The sequence below is a fragment of the Pseudoalteromonas sp. Z9A5 genome (assembly GCF_011378875.1).
Classification (GTDB): domain Bacteria; phylum Pseudomonadota; class Gammaproteobacteria; order Enterobacterales; family Alteromonadaceae; genus Pseudoalteromonas.
This window is the reverse complement of sequence record NZ_WTLC01000004.1, coordinates 51,104-68,780: the sequence shown is the minus strand read 5'-3', so window position 1 is coordinate 68,780 and position 17,677 is coordinate 51,104. Positions and strand designations below refer to the sequence as shown.

15 protein-coding genes are annotated in these 17,677 nt (G+C 39.3%); 10 read left to right on the top strand and 5 right to left on the bottom strand.

The annotated features are described in order from the left end of the window. Positions 1-98: 98 nt before the first annotated feature. Positions 99-1,754, top strand: coding sequence for an RluA family pseudouridine synthase (locus GQR56_RS03795; RefSeq protein WP_166109206.1), 1,656 nt, complete (start codon positions 99-101; stop codon positions 1,752-1,754). 43 nt (positions 1,755-1,797) lie between these two features. On the opposite strand, the gene GQR56_RS03790 is transcribed toward GQR56_RS03795, so the two are convergent. From GQR56_RS03790 to GQR56_RS03780, 3 genes are read right to left on the bottom strand one after another with little or no spacing between them, the layout of a single operon-like run. After that, positions 1,798-2,016 carry a DUF6500 family protein gene (locus GQR56_RS03790; protein ID WP_166109205.1) on the bottom strand — a complete coding sequence of 73 codons (219 nt, stop codon included), beginning with the start codon at positions 2,014-2,016 and terminating at the stop codon, positions 1,798-1,800. A gap of 27 nt (positions 2,017-2,043) precedes the next feature. Beyond that, positions 2,044-2,301, bottom strand: a complete 258-nt coding sequence (locus GQR56_RS03785) for a hypothetical protein (RefSeq protein ID WP_024610894.1) — start codon at positions 2,299-2,301, stop codon at positions 2,044-2,046. Positions 2,302-2,325: 24 nt separating this feature from the next. Continuing rightward, positions 2,326-2,583 (bottom strand): hypothetical protein, encoded by a 258-nt coding sequence (locus GQR56_RS03780; RefSeq protein WP_206018080.1) that lies wholly within the window; start codon positions 2,581-2,583, stop codon positions 2,326-2,328. 298 nt (positions 2,584-2,881) lie between these two features. Here GQR56_RS03780 and GQR56_RS03775 point away from each other — a divergent pair, with 298 nt between their 5' ends. Further along, complete coding sequence (locus tag GQR56_RS03775) at positions 2,882-3,307, top strand: hemerythrin domain-containing protein (protein WP_166109204.1); 426 nt, start codon at positions 2,882-2,884, stop codon at positions 3,305-3,307. 116 nt (positions 3,308-3,423) lie between these two features. On the opposite strand, the gene GQR56_RS03770 is transcribed toward GQR56_RS03775, so the two are convergent. Then, the gene (locus GQR56_RS03770; protein WP_166109203.1) at positions 3,424-5,940 is read right to left on the bottom strand and encodes a plasma-membrane proton-efflux P-type ATPase; all 2,517 of its coding nucleotides are present in this window, start codon (positions 5,938-5,940) and stop codon (positions 3,424-3,426) included. A 287-nt stretch (positions 5,941-6,227) separates the two neighbouring features. Continuing rightward, positions 6,228-6,641, bottom strand: a complete 414-nt coding sequence (locus tag GQR56_RS03765) for a hypothetical protein (RefSeq protein ID WP_024610890.1) — start codon at positions 6,639-6,641, stop codon at positions 6,228-6,230. Positions 6,642-7,054: 413 nt separating this feature from the next. Between GQR56_RS03765 and GQR56_RS03760 the strand changes: the two genes are divergently transcribed. The 8 genes from GQR56_RS03760 to GQR56_RS03725 are packed head-to-tail and all read left to right on the top strand — an operon-like array spanning position 7,055 to position 17,659. Then, positions 7,055-9,412: a TonB-dependent receptor gene (locus GQR56_RS03760; RefSeq protein WP_166109202.1), complete on the top strand. Its 2,358-nt coding sequence runs from the start codon at positions 7,055-7,057 to the stop codon at positions 9,410-9,412. Between the two features lie 10 nt (positions 9,413-9,422). Then, a complete protein-coding gene (locus tag GQR56_RS03755) occupies positions 9,423-11,576 on the top strand; it encodes a bifunctional TVP38/TMEM64 family protein/FAD-dependent oxidoreductase (protein WP_166109201.1) in 2,154 nt (717 codons plus the stop codon). A 2-nt stretch (positions 11,577-11,578) separates the two neighbouring features. Further along, the gene (locus tag GQR56_RS03750; RefSeq protein WP_166109200.1) at positions 11,579-12,397 is read left to right on the top strand and encodes a DUF547 domain-containing protein; all 819 of its coding nucleotides are present in this window, start codon (positions 11,579-11,581) and stop codon (positions 12,395-12,397) included. Continuing rightward, the gene (locus GQR56_RS03745) at positions 12,384-13,724 is read left to right on the top strand and encodes an ABC transporter substrate-binding protein (protein ID WP_166109199.1); all 1,341 of its coding nucleotides are present in this window, start codon (positions 12,384-12,386) and stop codon (positions 13,722-13,724) included. Before GQR56_RS03750 ends, GQR56_RS03745 begins: the two co-directional genes overlap by 14 nt. Beyond that, positions 13,721-15,475, top strand: coding sequence for an ABC transporter permease subunit (locus GQR56_RS03740; protein ID WP_166109198.1), 1,755 nt, complete (start codon positions 13,721-13,723; stop codon positions 15,473-15,475). Before GQR56_RS03745 ends, GQR56_RS03740 begins: the two co-directional genes overlap by 4 nt. A gap of 42 nt (positions 15,476-15,517) precedes the next feature. After that, the gene (locus GQR56_RS03735) at positions 15,518-16,156 is read left to right on the top strand and encodes an ATP-binding cassette domain-containing protein (RefSeq protein WP_166109197.1); all 639 of its coding nucleotides are present in this window, start codon (positions 15,518-15,520) and stop codon (positions 16,154-16,156) included. A 41-nt stretch (positions 16,157-16,197) separates the two neighbouring features. After that, on the top strand, positions 16,198-16,875 hold the full coding sequence (locus GQR56_RS03730; protein WP_024610883.1) for a CDP-alcohol phosphatidyltransferase family protein: 678 nt from the start codon (positions 16,198-16,200) through the stop codon (positions 16,873-16,875). After that, on the top strand, positions 16,868-17,659 hold the full coding sequence (locus GQR56_RS03725; protein ID WP_024610882.1) for a sterol desaturase family protein: 792 nt from the start codon (positions 16,868-16,870) through the stop codon (positions 17,657-17,659). Before GQR56_RS03730 ends, GQR56_RS03725 begins: the two co-directional genes overlap by 8 nt. Positions 17,660-17,677 lie beyond the last annotated feature (18 nt).

The window sequence follows — 17,677 nt, the reverse complement described above, 5'->3', positions numbered from 1 at the left end:
GTGTTTATGAATATGCGGGTGCGAGATTTTTAGTGGCTTAACTATGAATATGTTATTATGCGCTCAATTATTTTACTGAATGCTTTTCTCTTACTTCTATGTCAAATTCTGCTTTGTGCTTTACATTATTTTCTCAAAATATTGATTCTCTCGCGCTTCCTGAAAAGTTTACTTTCCCTTTTTATTACGAGCCGCAACCTTTAGCTGTAGCAGCCACAAAACAATTACAGCAACAACTTGAAACGTTAACGCATTTAAAAGCAGAAAATGCAGGTAAAATGTTTGGGGTTTTAGTGGTGCAAAATGCTAAGCAACAATTAGGCTTTTTAAGTGCTTATTCGGGGCAAATTGAAGGTGATAAAGGTAATATTAGCTTTGTGCCGCCTGTTTCTAGCATGCAGCTGCAAGACGATAGCTATTTGGCTCAAAGTAAAATAATTAACGATATTAATGCTCAAATTGAGCAGTTAGAAAATAGTGAACAACTGCATGAAGTTAATAGCAAACTTGATGATGCAACACAGAGTTACCAGCAAGCACTATTAGCCCAACAGGCAGTAATGCAAGCCGGTCGCCAGCAACGAAAAATACAACGTACCGAAGGCGAATTAGAGCTTAGCGAAAGTGATTTTGAGCAGTTAAAAAATAAGCTTGCAGGGCAAAGTATCGTAGAAAAAAAGCAACTGCTGGCACTTAAAGCCTATTGGCAAAATATAATCGAGTCACTGCAGCAAACACACATCAATATTTCTGATGAAATTGCTCATTTAAAAAAGCGCCGTAAAACGCTTTCTAAAAGCTTACAAAAAAAGTTGTTTGCGCAGTACAAATTTTTAAATGCAAATGGTGAAACTACAGACTTAAATGCCATATTTGCAGCATTACCTGAGCACACTCCTCCTTCGGGGGCTGGCGATTGTGCAGCGCCTAAATTATTACAATACGCCTATAAACATGACTTAAAGCCACTTGCTATGGCTGAATTTTGGTGGGGAGCTGCGCCAAAATCAGCAATTAGGCAGCATAAAAACTACTACCCTTCTTGTTATAGTAAATGCCAACCAATACTTGGGCACATGCTAAAGGGTTTAGATGTTGAAGATAACCCGCTACTTATCAACCCAGCTCAGGGTAAAGATCTAAGTATTGTTTATAAAGATGACGATTTACTTGTGGTAAATAAACCAGCCGAGTTTTTATCTGTGCCTGGCGTTAATATTGAAGACTCTGTTTATATGCGTATTAAAACGCAATTTCCAGAAGCCTCTGGTCCCTTAATTGTGCATAGATTAGATATGTCGACATCTGGATTATTGATGATCGCACTTAATAAACGAGCGCATAAAGCCCTGCAAAAGCAGTTTATAGAGCGCGTTATTGAAAAACGTTATGTTGCATTGGTCGCAGGAAATGTAATTGAAAATAGCGGAACGGTAGACTTACCATTAGTGCTCGACTTTGATGATAAACCACGTCAAATGGTGTGTTACAAAAATGGTAAGCCATCGCTTACAACATGGCATGTTTTAGCGCGTAAAAACAATACAACCCGATTGCAGTTGTACCCTAAAACAGGTCGAACCCACCAATTAAGAGTACATTGCGCCCACAGTTTAGGTTTAAATATGCCTATTGTTGGCGATACTCATTACGGAAAAAAAGCCGACCGATTACATTTACACGCTGAGTATTTAGCGTTTACTCACCCAATAACGCAAAAACGATTAGAGTTTGAAGTAGCTGCTGATTTTTAGATACTAGGAGCGTATTAATCTTTGGTGGCTGCAAGGTAGTTAGTTAAAGCCCATCTAAAATCATCTGTTTAATTTTATGCGCTTTTTCAAAGTGATCTAACTTATGAGTTTGTATCCACCATGTAGCCGCTTCCATAAGTAGCTCAGAGTCGTCATTTTTATTAGCAAAAAAAGCATAAAAAGAAAGTCCAACATTTTCGCCTTTGCTTGCTATTTTTTTATCGCACACTGTGATTATTTTTGTTCTTAACGATTCACGCATAAATACCTTGTTTAGTTTTATTCTTCACTAATTAAACACGCCATTTAAAAAACTAGTCAGAAACTCTAAAATACTTCTGTCTACTATGCCATGGTTTTCTATTTTTTTGTTTTTAGCATTTACTTGCATAGCTTTGCACTCATTTTTTAATTGTTCTACCGTGTGTGCTTCAACCTCATATGCAGTATCAGCTTGCTGCATACATTTTGAAGACCCTGCATAGTCAGGCGATGCACAAGCACTTAGTAGCAAGCATAATAAAAACGTAGTAAAAAGCTGTTTCATATTTACCCTACCTAAACGTAAATGTTAGTTTGTTGCCATTTCAATCGCAATAACAAAAACTTCAAAAAAGAATAAACCAACTGCATCTGTAAAAATGTCATTTTTATGATTTGTTTCGATTTTAGCGCTCATACATTGATTATAAACTTCGGTACTTGTTTGAGCACCATTGTTATCGGTCGAATTAGCTTCTTCTATGCACTCATCCGAATCAGTATGTGTTGGCGAACTACAAGCACTTAATACAAAACATAGTGAAAAAACAGTAATAAAGTTTTTCATGTTTATCCTTAAACTTAAAATATTTTCCTATCTTTAAATTTTATTTTAGCACCGTAATAATAGGCTTTCCTATCCAAATTTTGTAAGTATCTGTAGAAGTAAACTTACTCAATATTTATACTTTTGTGCTGTTTTACTCTTTGAAATAATTGCATTAACCTCTCTGTAAAATTTACAGATTAGTGCTATAAAAAAACAAAAATATAAATATAAACCTAATAATTTCAAAAGATTAACCTGTGGCATTGCACTTGCTTACAATTCAATAAGCAATCAATAGTAAGTAAAAGGATTAATTATGAACATTTTTGAAGCGCTACGTCACGATCATGATAAGCAACGAGAATTAGTTGATGCACTTATTCAAACCCACGGTGAAACAGACAAACGCCATACTATAATGGATGAGCTAAAAACTGAATTAGAACAACACGCAAAGTTTGAAGAACGTTACTTTTACAACCCACTTATGTTTGATGATTTAACTCACGTAAAAGCACGCCACAGCGTTGCTGAACATCACGAAATTGATGAATTAATTGAGCAACTTGAAGACACAAAAATGAGCTCATCGGCTTGGTTAGTAACCGCTAAAAAATTACATCACTTGGTACATCATCATTTAAGTGAAGAAGAACACGAAGTATTTCAATTGGCAGGAAAAGCACTAACCGAGGGGCAAAAACAAAGTTTAGCAAAGCAATATAACGATGCAATGCACTAAATATTTTGTATTTGTGAGTACCCCTATTCACAAATAATTGAACCACCTTATATACACTCCCTTGTGTACTATTGGTTATAAGCCACTTGGCTTATAACCATTTTTAAGCCTATGCGTTAACTCTTCTCTAGCAATGGTGCTTCTGTCGGATCAAAAATTCGATACGCCACTAGCTTTAAACCATCGTTAATAAAAAACCACACCAAAGCATATGCCCACACAGCAAGTGCCCATCCCCATCCTAGTGGGGTCATAAACACACCATAAACAGCAATAAGTGTTGCTATAACTTGCGTGCCAAATACGGCGACCATTAATATAGCAGACGGTTTAATAGACCAAAATGGACCTCGGGTACGCGCTAAAAATATAGTCAAATGCCCTGCTACAGAAAGTAATAAGTACATTAATGTTTGAAGATGAGGGCGGTCGAGTTCAAATACTTTATCGCCCAAGTAAAATAAACCAAAGGCTGCAATTGGCCCTACAATTCCCAGCACAGATGCAATACCCAAAACGAGCCGCATATTCCATGTTTCGGGCTTATTTTGATAATGCACATTGTCGTATGCAATAGACAAAATGGCGGCATCGTTAAGTAAAGCAAGCATTACAATCATGACTGCGGTTAACGGATAAAAGTTAAAAATTAATATCGCCATTGTCATAAAAAGTAGTACGCGCAGTGTTTCAGCAACCCTGTAAATAGCGTAACTGTTCATGCGTTGAAATATTTTTCGGCTTTCTTTAACTGCATCAATAATGACCGATAAGCCATCGGTCATTAACACAATTGATGCTGCTGAACGCGCTGCATCTGTAGCACCCGATACAGCAATACCACAGTCAGCTTTTTTAAGTGCTGGCGCGTCATTTACGCCATCTCCTGTCATACCAACAATGTGCCCTCTATGCTGAAGCACATCAATAATATGGTATTTATGCTCAGGAAATACTTGTGCGAATCCGTCAGCACTCTCAATAGAGTCATCTAACTGCGTTGTTTGGTGATGCTCAGTTGCACCAAATCCACTAGCATCAAGAATGTTTGTCCCTAAACCCAGTTTACTTGCAGTTTCGCGCGCAATGGCCACTTGATCGCCCGTGACCATTTTAACGCTCATACCCATTTCTTTTGCATCGGCAATGGTTTGTATTGCTTCTTCACGGGGTGGATCAAAAAGCGGCAATACGCCTATAAATTGCCATTTACCTTGCTCGTCTGTTTTAGCAACCGCTAACGAGCGAAACCCACGTGCTGCAAATTCATCTATCGATACCTCAACTGCAGTTTTAACTGTCTCAATATTAGCCGACAAAGCTAAAATAACCTGCGGTGCACCTTTGGTCACTTTAAACGTTTTGCCATCAGCATTTTTAATTAATGCTTCAGTACGTTTGCTCACAGGATCAAATGGCTGAAAATGCTCTATATGATAAGAATCTAGATGCTGCTCAGCTTTTACACTTTGTAATACTGCTAAGTCAATCGGATCGTTATTTTCTGAGCGAGATGCTAATGCCGCGTACAATATAACTTGCTCAGCAGAGCCTTTATTTATTGAGTTTTCGATATAAAACGGGTCACCTAATGTTAATAGGTTTTGTGTCAATGTGCCGGTTTTATCGGAACAAAGAATATCAACACCCGCTAGCTCTTCAATTGCAGCTAAACGTGTTACAACCACTTGCTTTTTAGCCAATAAACGAGCGCCTACAGCCATAGTAACTGATAGCACTGTTGGCATGGCGACTGGTATTGCCGCAACGGTTAATACGAGTGCAAACTGCAATGTGGTAATCATTGGATCATCGCGAAACAAAGCAACAATAACTATAAGCAGCACTAAAGCCGCAGCAAGCATTATTAAATAATTACCAATTTTAAGCACTGCACGCTGAAAATGACTTGCGGTTCGCTCCCCTTGCACTAACTGTGCTGTTTTACCAAAAAAGGTATTAGCGCCGGTTGCGTAAACTATTGCTTCTATTTCACCTTGGCGAATAATAGAGCCCGAATAAACAGTTTCACCCGCCGACTTTACAACCGGTAACGACTCACCCGTAAGTGATGATTGATCGACTTCTACTGGATCACCATTTAGCAAACGCGCATCTGCAGGCACTATATCGCCCATCCGCATTCTAATAACATCACCTGGTACAAGTTCGCTGGCATTTAAATTTTGCCATTGAGTATCACGGCGAACGCGTGCTTTGTTAGCTAATTTTGCTTTTAATGCAGCAATTGCATTACCCGCTTGATGCTCTTCCCAAAAGCCAACCAATACGTTGGACAGCAATAATACAAGAATAATAAAAAAATCAGCCCAGTGCTTAGCAAGCGCCGATAAAATAATAGCAGCCTCGATCATCCACGGTATTGGCCCCCAAAAGTAAGATAAAAATTTGAGTAGTAGGTTTGTTTTTTCTTCAACTAGTTCGTTAGGTCCATATTGTGCCAATCTTTGTGTGGCATCAGTTTGGCTTAACCCGTCGGATGATGTTTTTAGCTTTGCTTGTAATTGTGCTAAATCGAGCTTGCTCCATTCATCGCAATTTTGATTATGTGAAGACTTGTTTACTGAACGATTTGATGACTGATGCGCTGACGAAATTTTGACCTTTTCCATACGAGCCTTCTATACAACATTGAGTTGAATAACTTGAGGTAATTAAAACCTACTAACCGTATAGCTAACATAAACTAAAGCTGTCGATATTGTTCTTACAAATGTATTAACTTTGATCTAACGCAATATTAAGGGTGAAATAATATAAAAAGGATTATTTTTAGAAGATGATAAAGAGGGTGGATTATTAAAAGAAGTACTTAAAGGCTATACATTGGGCTGAAGTAGTAAGTAACTCAGCCCAATGTACTTTTAGCTATAACCTTATGGATATAGCTATTTTTTTATTACTTTACAGTAAATTTTACGTCTTGGTCACGTAACAAGTAAAGTGCAAAACACGCAGCCCACATTGGCCATGCAGTGAAGAATAATAAGTTATTAAAACCATCAATGTATTGGTTGTAAGACGAAAGCGTAGATAAACCATGCATTACAAAAATGATACCGTAAGTAATACGTTTTTTAATACCCGCTAAAAATGCCAATACTAAAACAAGTTGAAGAGCACCAATAACATAAGCAACAATATCAGATGAGCCACTAATACCGTAAAAATGTTCAAAAATACGCGCACTATGACCTGGGTTTACGAATTTATCGAACGTCCACATAGCCATTACGATAAAAACACCTAAGCGAAGCGATAAAAGAGACCACTGCAAACGATTTTGTACATCTGAACTCATTGAATTTGTCATAAAACTTCCTTTAAAAAATATATAAATAAACCTGAATAGACGAAGACCGTATAAATTCGTTTTTATTTCAAAAAAAATTAATTTTTTTAATAAAAGTTAAATTCTAATAATTATAACGCCGCACACTTTAGTTTTATAAATTCAGTAAGCAGGCTGCTCTATATAAAATGGTAAGAACTAAAAAGTAGTCTACAATTAAAAAACTCATTAAAAGCAAATGTTTATGTTCAATGTAATACAATTTATCGATTTTTTTAGCTAACCAGTAAAACTATAATACTAAGTTACTAACCTTAAAAAACACTAATTTTGTTATGTTCTAAAAAACAAAAAGAATTGAGGTTTGACTGAAAGTTATTTTTACGCCTTTCGGTCTTTATCGCCATCAACATATAATTATAGAGAGAAAACGCTTGAAACACGCATACTTGGCTTTAGCTTTAGCCACCATATTAAATACCCCACTTAGTGCTTTTGCAGCAGAAGAATCAACAAAGACAAATGATTCAATAGAGCGCATTGAGGTGGCTGGTCAAGTTATTAGATCTCAAGGACTTTCTGTTAAAGACGCTACAGTTGATGGACCTTTTGGCGACAACTTAGCACTGCAAGATATAGCGCGTTCGGTAACACCAATCTCAAGCGAATTAATAGAACAACTTAACATTACGACATTACAAGATGTATTAGCAGTAAGCCCTAATACTTACTCAGCGAGTGGTTTTGGTGCACCAAGCTTACCAACTATTCGTGGGCAATTAGGTGAGCTTTTTCAAGATGGTACACGTCGTCAAGCAGGTAATAATGGCTTTGGGGTGCCGTTATCGTTCAACTCTATAGAACAAATAGATGTGGTAAAAGGCGCACCACCGGTATTATTTGGCTCAAGCCAGCGAAATGGTGGTTTTGTAAACTTACATTCTAAAAAAGCGTCTACTGATGAAAGTAAAGGCAAAGCAACAGTATCTGCGGGTCGATGGGACCAATACAGTGTTTTAGTAGATTACAGCGCACCTATTGTAAAAGACAAAGTAGGCTTTAGAGTCAGTGCTGAGCACATTGATAACGGCAGTTACTACGACTTTTCAGGCACAAAGAGCGACAGCTTATTTGCATCGTTACGTGTATTACCTGATGACAAAAGCAGCTGGGATATTAACTTTGAGTTGTATCAAGTTGAGTTTACCGATAACGCCGGTATTAACCGCCCTACTCAAGCACTAATAGATGACGGGCTTTATATTACAGGGCAAGGCGTACAAGCAAATGGCAGCACAGTACCAGCCGCTGGTTCAATTATTTCGCCAACTGGGCAAGTAAAAATAGACCGAAGCACGGTACTTACCGATCCTGATAATCAAAACGAAGCGACGACTTATTTAATACACAGTATTTATAAGCGTGAGCTTTCCAACAACGCATCAATTAAAAACATCACGTATTTTCAGCACTTACAACGTGAAGAAATTGCGCAAAATAGCTTTGTTGAAATTATAGATGGTGCCGATACAGCACAAAACCGTACTGAGCTTACTTATCTTTGGAATAGTAATCAGCAAACTATTTTTGCATTTGATGTACGTTATAACCGCGTATTAGGCTATAGCCAATTTACAACAGAAGCCGACTTACCTATTGATTTGACAGGCCCACTTTCAAACCGCCGCATTCCTTTAACCGACACACAACAAGCGCGTTTAATTGAAATTAGCCCAGGTGTGTTTGTATCACCCGGTGGTCAATACGATATTAATAACGACGGCAGTGGCGACTTTAATTTATCAGACACTACCGATTCGCGCTCATGGCAAACAGGCTTTGCCATTCAACAAGATTCAGATTGGACAAGCAAATTTCACACAAGCGTTGGCTATCGTATTGACTTTTATGACGTAGACGCACACGACCCAATAGCACCACAAGGGCAAATTGCAGCCAGCGATAGCATTAACGATAAACTACATTCTGGGCAAATCAGTTTTAACTACCGACTAAATGGTGACTACACTACTTACGGCACTGCAAGCTATAACGAAGCTACATCAAACAGTATGGCCGGTGGTACAGCGCTTAGTAGTGACAATACAATAAGTGCACAAAATTTTTCTACTGAAAATACCCTTGTTGAGTTTGGTTTAAAATACGCACCAACCGACAGTGATTGGTACGCAGATGCTGCTTTATTTAGTCAACGTCGTAGTTTACGTAATCGCGATGGTAGCAACACAGGCATTCGTACTTCCGGTTTTGAAAGCCAAGTATTTTACGACGCCTACCCATATTGGTTAAGCGCGGGTTACAGCTATATCGATGCTCGCTACGATAACTCTGCAAGCAGTCAAGATTCAGCACAAGTAGCAGATGCATTTGATAATTCTCGTCCAGATATTATTGAAGGTACCAGTGTTGGTGCGCCTAGTTTTACGGCGTTTGCGCCATCTGATAGGCGTGTTCAGGGTATTCCGGAACAATCTTTTAGTTTTAACGGAAATTATTCAATTAATTCGAAATGGCAAACGGGTTTTTCAGGTCTATATACAAAGAGTTACCCATTAGACTTTTTGGCGACAGTAAAGATTCGTGATCAATACACGTTAAACGTAAATACTAGCTATGCTTTTACGCCTAGCACCAAGTTACGATTAGACGTAAACAACGTTACGAATCAAAAAAACTGGCGCCCAGTATTTGAAGGCGGTTACTTTGGTGCAACTTTGGCTTTTCCTGAGTTGCCAATTAACGCCAAGCTTACGCTTACTCATAATTTTTAAGAGAGAGAACATGATTAAAAAAATATTTCTATTATTGATTGCAGCAGGCGCCGTAGGCTTGTTCTTTCACTTTAATTTGCACCAACTACTAACGCTTGATGGCTTAAAAGGATCAATGGATCAGTTTAGCGATTACAAAGAGCAATCTCCGTTGTTGGTTATTGGTGGGTTCTTTTTACTTTATGTAATAGTTACTGCCTTATCTTTACCAGGCGCGGCTATTTTAACACTTGCAGCAGGCGCATTATTTGGCTTGGTAGAGGGTTTATTAGTTGCATCGTTTGCATCGACTATTGGTGCAACACTCGCCTTTTTAGTGTCTCGTTATTTACTGCGCGATACAATTAAGCAACGCTTTCCTGAGCGCCTAGCCGCCATTGACGCTGGTGTTGAAAAAGAAGGTGGATTTTATTTATTTACTCTTCGCTTAGTGCCGGTGTTTCCGTTCTTTTTAATAAACCTACTAATGGGTGTTACCTCAATAAAGTCATGGACTTATTACTGGGTAAGCCAAGCAGGCATGCTAGCCGGTACATTTGTATTTGTTAATGCAGGTACGCAACTGGCACAAATTGATAGCTTATCGGGCATTTTATCGTTCAACTTAATTTTATCGTTCGCTTTGTTAGGAATCTTCCCATTTATTGCTAAAGGAATCTTAAACGTGTTTAAAAAACGTCGTGTATACAAAAATTATACTAAGCCTAAAAAATTCGACCGTAACATGATTGTTATTGGCGCGGGCGCTGGTGGTTTGGTAACAAGTTATATTGCCGCTGCGGTTAAAGCAAAAGTAACCCTTATTGAAGCCGGCGAAATGGGCGGCGACTGTTTAAACTACGGTTGTGTTCCAAGTAAAGCAGTTATTAAAAGCGCTAAAATTGCAGAGCAAATTCGCCACGGTGAAAACTACGGTCTAGAAAACGCAACACCACAGTTTTCGTTCAAAAAAGTAATGGCACGTGTACATAAAGTTATTGCCGATGTAGCACCACACGACAGTGTTGAGCGTTACACAGACTTAGGCGTAGATGTAGTAAAAGGTTACGGTAAATTAATAGACCCGTGGACTGTAGAAATTAAACTTAACGATGGCGGCACGCAAACACTCACCGCTCGCACCATTGTTATTGCAACTGGCGCACGCCCATTTGTACCGCCACTACCCGGTATTGAAGAAACAGGCTATGTAACAAGCGATACATTGTGGAATAAATTTGCAGAGCTTGATGAAGCACCTAAAAAACTTGTAGTACTAGGTGGCGGTCCAATTGGTAGCGAATTAGCACAAAGCTTTGCACGTTTAGGTTCAAGTGTTACGCAAATTGAAATGGCGGAGCGCATCATGATCAAAGAAGATCTTGAAGTGTCTACTTTTGCTCATGAAGCGTTAACCGAAAGTGGCGTTAATATTTTAACATCGCATCAGGCATTACGTTGCGAAGCTCGCGATGGTAAAAAATTCATTATTGTTAAACATAACGACAAAGAAATAGATATTGAATACGATGAGCTACTATGTGCCGTTGGTCGAAGTGCGCGTCTTAAAGGTTACGGTCTTGAAGAGCTAGGCATAGAAACAAACCGCACTGTAGTAACTAACGAATACCTAGAAACACTGTACCCAAATATTTTTGCAGCGGGTGATATTGTAGGTCCATACCAGTTTACACATGTGGCCGCTCATCAGGGTTGGTACGCAGCAGTAAACGGTTTATTTGGTCACCTTAAAAAGTTTAAAGTAGATTACCGTGTTATTCCGTGGACTACATTTATTGACCCAGAAGTAGCACGTGTTGGTTTAAACGAGCAAGATGCTATTGATAAAGGGATAGATTATGAAATCACTCGTTTTGAATTTGAAGAGCTAGACCGTGCAATTACCGATAGCGCCACTAAAGGCTTTATTAAAGTAATTACACCAAAAGGCAAAGACAAAATATTGGGTGTTACCGTAGTATCTGAACATGCTGGCGACTTAATTGCTGAATTTGTACTGGCAATGAAGCACGGCTTAGGGCTTAACAAAATACTCGGTACTATTCATAGTTACCCTACATGGGCTGAAGGTAATAAGTACGCAGCAGGTGAGTGGAAACGCGCTCATGCTCCTGAAAAAGTACTTAACTTACTTGAAAAATACCACACTTGGCGCAGAGGTTAATTATGTTTAAAACACCTTTAAAAGCACTACTAATTGGCTCGGTTTTAGTTGCAACATCGTTTGCAACTTCATTTACAGCCCAAGCCCAAAGCATGCACGATAGCTGGAACACGTTAGTAACTAACAATGTTGTTGCTATTAATAATGGCCATAGTACTGAGGTTGATTACGCTGCTATAAAATTACAGCATAAAGAACTTAAAAGTTATTTAGACTCACTAACAGCAGTAACACAAAGTGAGTTTGATGGCTGGGAAAAGCCTAAGCAACTCGCTTTTTTAATCAATGCTTATAATGCGTGGACTGTTGAGCTTATTTTAACTAAGTACCCTGATCTTAAGTCAATTAAAGATTTAGGTAGCTTTTTTAGCTCACCGTGGAGTAAAGAGTTTGTTCCTTTACTTGGTAAAACACGTAGTCTTGATGATATAGAGCATGGTTTAATTCGTGGTAGCGGTAAATATAACGACCCACGTATTCACTTTGCTGTAAATTGTGCGAGTGTTGGTTGCCCTGCACTTCGTGAAGAAGCGTACACCGCCGACACTTTAGAAGCACAACTACAAGAACAAACGGTTCGCTTTTTATCAGATACAACTCGTAACATTGCAAAAGATAATACGCTAAGCGTGTCTTCTATATTTAAGTGGTACGGCGATGATTTTGAAAAAGGCTTTAGAGGCACAAACACACTGGGTGAGTTTATGCTGCAATATCCAGATGCGCTTAAACTGATGCCTAATCAGCAAAAAGCACTTAAAAGTGGTGAGATGAAAATTAAATTTTTAGATTACAACTGGGATTTAAATGCACGCCATTAAGTTTTGGCAAATCATTACGCGATACAGCTTTTGCTGTGTCGCGTTTTGCGTTTGTATAACGGCAAGTTTTGGTGTTTTTTCGACCTCAACGTTTGCCAGTACGGTTACTAGCACCGATACTAATATCAAAAATAATATAAAGAATAATGCTGCCCAAAAATCACGTTGGGAACATATTAAAATGCAAGGTCAAAACCAAGACGTGTACTTTTATGCATGGGGCGGCGATGCACAAATAAATGCCTATATTCAATGGGCTGCAAAACAAGTTAAAACTAAGTACAACATAAACTTAGTGCATGTAAAACTCAGCGACACCAGCGAAGCGGTAAGCCGTGTACTTGCAGAAAAATCAGCCAATAATAATAACCAAGGCAGTGTTGATTTAGTGTGGATAAATGGTGCTAACTTTGCCACCATGAGCGAGCATTCTCTGCTTTTAAAGCAATGGGCTAATAAGTTACCTAACTTTGTATTTACCGATCCGATAAACAATCCGGCTGTTAATTTTGATTTTGGATTACCTACCAATGGAATGGAAGCACCCTGGGGGCAAGCATCGCTCACATTTTATTACGATAGCCTAGCAATAGATGGCTCAGCTAATAATAAACTTCCCACTACATTAAACGAATTATTAAACTGGAGCGCGCAAAACCCAGGCCGCTTTAGCTACCCAAAACCACCTGACTTTTTAGGTATGAGCTTTTTAAAGTACGCACTAGTAATGCTGCATCAACAAAGTAATGAAAGTGTAAAAGCACAGTTAAACCAACCAGCTACCGCTTTAAATACGGCACAAGTCCTAAATCCGTTATGGGACTTTTTAAATAAACTGCACCCAACACTTTGGCGTGGTGGTACGCACTTTATGCAAAGTGGTGCACAAATGCGACGCTTAGTAGACGATACAGAGCTGAGCTTAGCCTTTACGTTTTCAGCACCCGAAGTGCCTGCAGCAGTTAAACGCTATGATTTACCAAACAGTATTCGTAGTTACGCTATGAATGATGGCAGTTTAAGTAACACCCATTTTATCGCTATTCCTTACAATGCCAGCCACCAGCAAAGTGCACAATTAGTGGCTAATTTTTTACTTAGCCCACAAGCACAGGCTCATAAACAGCAGGCGCATGTTTGGGGGGATAAAACGGTACTTATTCAATCGACATTAAATGCTGAGCAACAAGCTTTGTTTAAAACAACTAAACCACACCCAAGCGCCCTTCCTTTTAACAGTATTAAACGCACATTAAGTGAGCCACACCCAAGCTGGGTTGATGCAATTATGCAAGGGTGGCAAACGCGTTATGGGGTAAGCAAATGAGTGTAATTTCAAACAAAGTGATTGCAACTTCAAAGCCCGTTACGCATTGTAATACTGATATATTTACCCGTATAGTTAAGTTTAGCCCGCGCTTTTTACTCGCCTTACTGATATTACCCGTACTTGGTGGCTTAATTAGTGTTTTACTACCCGCCTTTGGTTGGGCTCCAGCGCTTGAACAAACCAGTATTGGTTTACAGGGCTTTAATGCACTTTGGCAAACACCTGGTTTGAGCCAAATGGTTGCATTAAGTGTTGCAACTGGCTTGGTAAGTACCCTACTTGCTTTTGTCATTACCTTAATGATTTTAGCTGTGTTTTTTAACAGTCCTTGGCTTGGTCATATTCAGCGTTTACTGAGTCCAATTTTAGTAATACCACACGCAGCAGCCGCTATTGCAGTTGGTTTTTTAATTGCCCCTTCAGGTATGATTTCGCGCTTAATATCACCTTGGTTGAGCGGTTGGGATCTTGCACCAAACGGCATGTTTCCGCATGACTCGTTTGGTATTAGTATAATTTTAGGCTTAACACTTAAAGAACTTCCTTTTTTGTTATTAATGGCACTGGGCGTATTGGCGCAACCTGAGCTCGGCAAAAAGTTACGCCAACAACACAAAGTCGCGCTTAATTTGGGTTACTGCCCAATGACTGCTTTTTTTAAAGTAATACTCCCAAGCCTTTATCCACTTTTACGTTTACCCCTTTTAGCGGTACTTGCCTATGCCAGCGCAAGTGTAGAAATGCCACTTATACTAGGTCCAAATACACCGCCCACTTTGGCCGTTGCTATTATGCATTGGTTTAACGATGTTGATTTAAACCTGCGTATTAAAGCCTCAGCCGGCGCCTTGCTACAACTCGCAGTAACCGGTGGGTTATTGGCTATATGGCTTGGCGGCGAAAAAGCCATTAAAATGCTATTTAGTGACCTACTTACCAATGGCGAGCGTGAATATGGCGGCGCGTTTTGGCAAAAAATTACCATTACCCTCACCATATTTGTTATTGGTTTTATATTATTGTCGCTTATTGGTTTAGTAATGTGGTCGGTCGCTGGATTTTGGCGCTTTCCGGCAGCTATACCCGATCAGTTTGTACTTTCACACTTTAAAAGTGCGTTAATGCAAATGGGCAGCCCACTGTTTAATACACTTGCTATTGGTTTAGTAACAACCGTATTTGCTATTATAATTACGTTGTTATGCTTAGAGTCGGAGCAATTAAACGATAAACCAATTTCTCGTTTTACGAGTTTAATTATTTACTTACCATTGCTTGTGCCTAGTATTGCTTTTTTGTTTGGTCTTGTGTGGATTCAGCAATTAGTAAATAACCAAGCCGCATTTTTTAATGTGGTACTTACACACTTACTCTTTGTTTTACCTTATGTGTTTTTGTCGCTTGCTAGCAGCTATCGACGCTTAGATCCACGCTTTGCAAATGTTGCGGCAAGTTTAGGCGCCGCCCCATGCAAAGTGTTTTTTAGAGTAAAACTTCCTCAGTTATTTGCACCAATTTTAATCGCTGCGGCACTGGGTTTAGCAATAAGTTTTGGCCAATATTTACCTACACTTTTAGCCGGTGGCGGACGTATAGCCACAATAACTACTGAAGCCGTTACACTTGCTAATGGCGCAAGTAGGCGCACAAGTGCGGTGTATGCCATTATGCAAATGGCGCTACCACTTATTGGATTTATACTTGCGTGGGTATTGCCTAAGTACTTTTTTAAAAGTGCGCGAGTTTAGAAACGCATAAATTATAATGCATATATCGTTAAGGTTTTTTTAATGCAGTCATCTTTACAGATTAAAAATTTAAAGCTTTGTCGTCAAAACGAGCTTTTACTTAGCTTGAACGAACAAGTGAATGGCGGCGAAATACTCACAATTATGGGGCCTTCGGGCAGCGGTAAATCAAGCTTATTAAATTGGCTTACGGGCACATTACCAAGTGGCTTTAAAGCTAATGGCGAAGTATGGCTTAACGGCGAAAACATTGATAACTTGCCTGCGCATTTGCGCCACATTGGTGTGCTGTACCAAGATGCTTTATTGTTTTCGCACTTATCGGTTGCTGGCAATATTGCCTTTGCTATGCCTAAAGGCAATAAAAAGCAGCGACTTGAAAAAATAGAACACGCGCTTGAACAAGTTGGTTTGAAAGACATGGGCAATCGCCACCCCGACAACCTCTCGGGCGGCCAGCAAGCACGTGTAGCATTATTACGCATGCTACTGAGCGAGCCTAAAGCTATTTTGCTCGATGAACCATTTAGCAAGCTCGACACGCAACTGCGGGTTGATACTCGCGAACTCGTGTTTAGCCAAATACGGGATCACAAACTACCCGCAATAATGGTAACCCACGACCACAGCGACGCAGAGGCTGCCAATGGCAAGCTCATTACGTTAAGCGCAGCTCTTTAATATGGCTTTAATACATAGCTTAAACGCATAAGGCAACAAACATGCTAGACAAATTTATCACCCCTGTAATAAAGCCACTTTTAACTCCTGTTGTAATGCTGATGCACAAACGCGGTATAACCCCCGATCAACTCACTGTTGTTGGTTTTTTAGTGGGTTTATTAGCAGTGCCATTACTTGCTTTTGGACTTTGGTATGGGGCATTAACTGCCATTGTTTTAAATCGTATTTTAGATGGGCTTGATGGCGCACTGGCGCGTTATTCAAATCAAAGCTCTAGTGCTGGTGGATTTTTAGATATAACGCTCGATTTTTTATTTTATGCGGCTATTCCGCTTGGTTTTATTTTGGCGAACCCTGAGCAAAATGCAATTGCCGGCTCGTTACTACTTGCAGCCTTTATTGGCACTGGCTCAAGCTTTTTAGCGTTTGCGATTGCCGCCGAAAAATTTAAGCTTGAAAAACCTCAGTTTAAATATAAAAGCTTTTACTACTTAAACGGTTTAACCGAAGGCACAGAAACAATTGCACTGTTTATTGCATTTTGTATTTGGCCACAACACTTTGCCATTATGGCAAGTATATTTGCTGTTGCTTGCGGCGTTACTATTTTTACCCGTATACATGGTGGTTACCACACTTTAAAGCAGCAAGAAGCTGACGTTAATAACGCAGAGCCAAAAGCACAACACTTCGATACAGAGGTAAATAATGACTAACGAAGTATGGTGGCGTCTAGGCTGTTTTTTTAGCATTTTAATTATTATGATGTTACTTGAATGGCAAAAACCAGCACGCCAATCACCCATTAAAAGCAGCACACGCTGGTTTGCTAACTTTGGTTTAGTGTTTGCCTCGTCGGTTATTGCACGCTTAGTTGTACCCATTGGCTTAACCGCTGTTGCACTTTACAATCAAGAGCATGGCATTGGTTTATTCAATCAAATAGCCATGCCAAGTATGATTACTATTATATTGAGCATGTTATTACTCGATATATTAATTTACTGGCAACATAGGTTATTTCATCAGGTGCCTATTTTATGGCGCTTACATCGCGTACATCATGCCGATGCCCACGTTGATACAAGTACGGGCTTGCGATTTCACCCTATTGAGATTGTGCTTAGCATACTAGTAAAATTTGTAGCCGTAAGCGCTCTTGGCGTACCCGCAATAGCAGTGCTTATATTTGAAATAGCACTCAACGGTTTAGCATTGTTTAATCATGCAAATATACGTTTACCAAATAAAATTGAAAAACCATTACGCCTCGTTTTGATGACCCAAATACTTCACCGAATACACCACAGCAACGTGGTAAGTGAAACAAACTCAAATTATGGGTTTAGCGTTATTTGGTGGGATAAACTGTTTGGCAGTTATAAAAGCGAAGCTAAAAAGCCTGATGGTGATATAAATATAGGCTTAATTGAATACCCAAGTGCTAAGCAAAATGCATCTCTTTGGAACTTGCTTATAATTCCTTTTAAAAATAAATAACGAAGATATTTAGGTTAT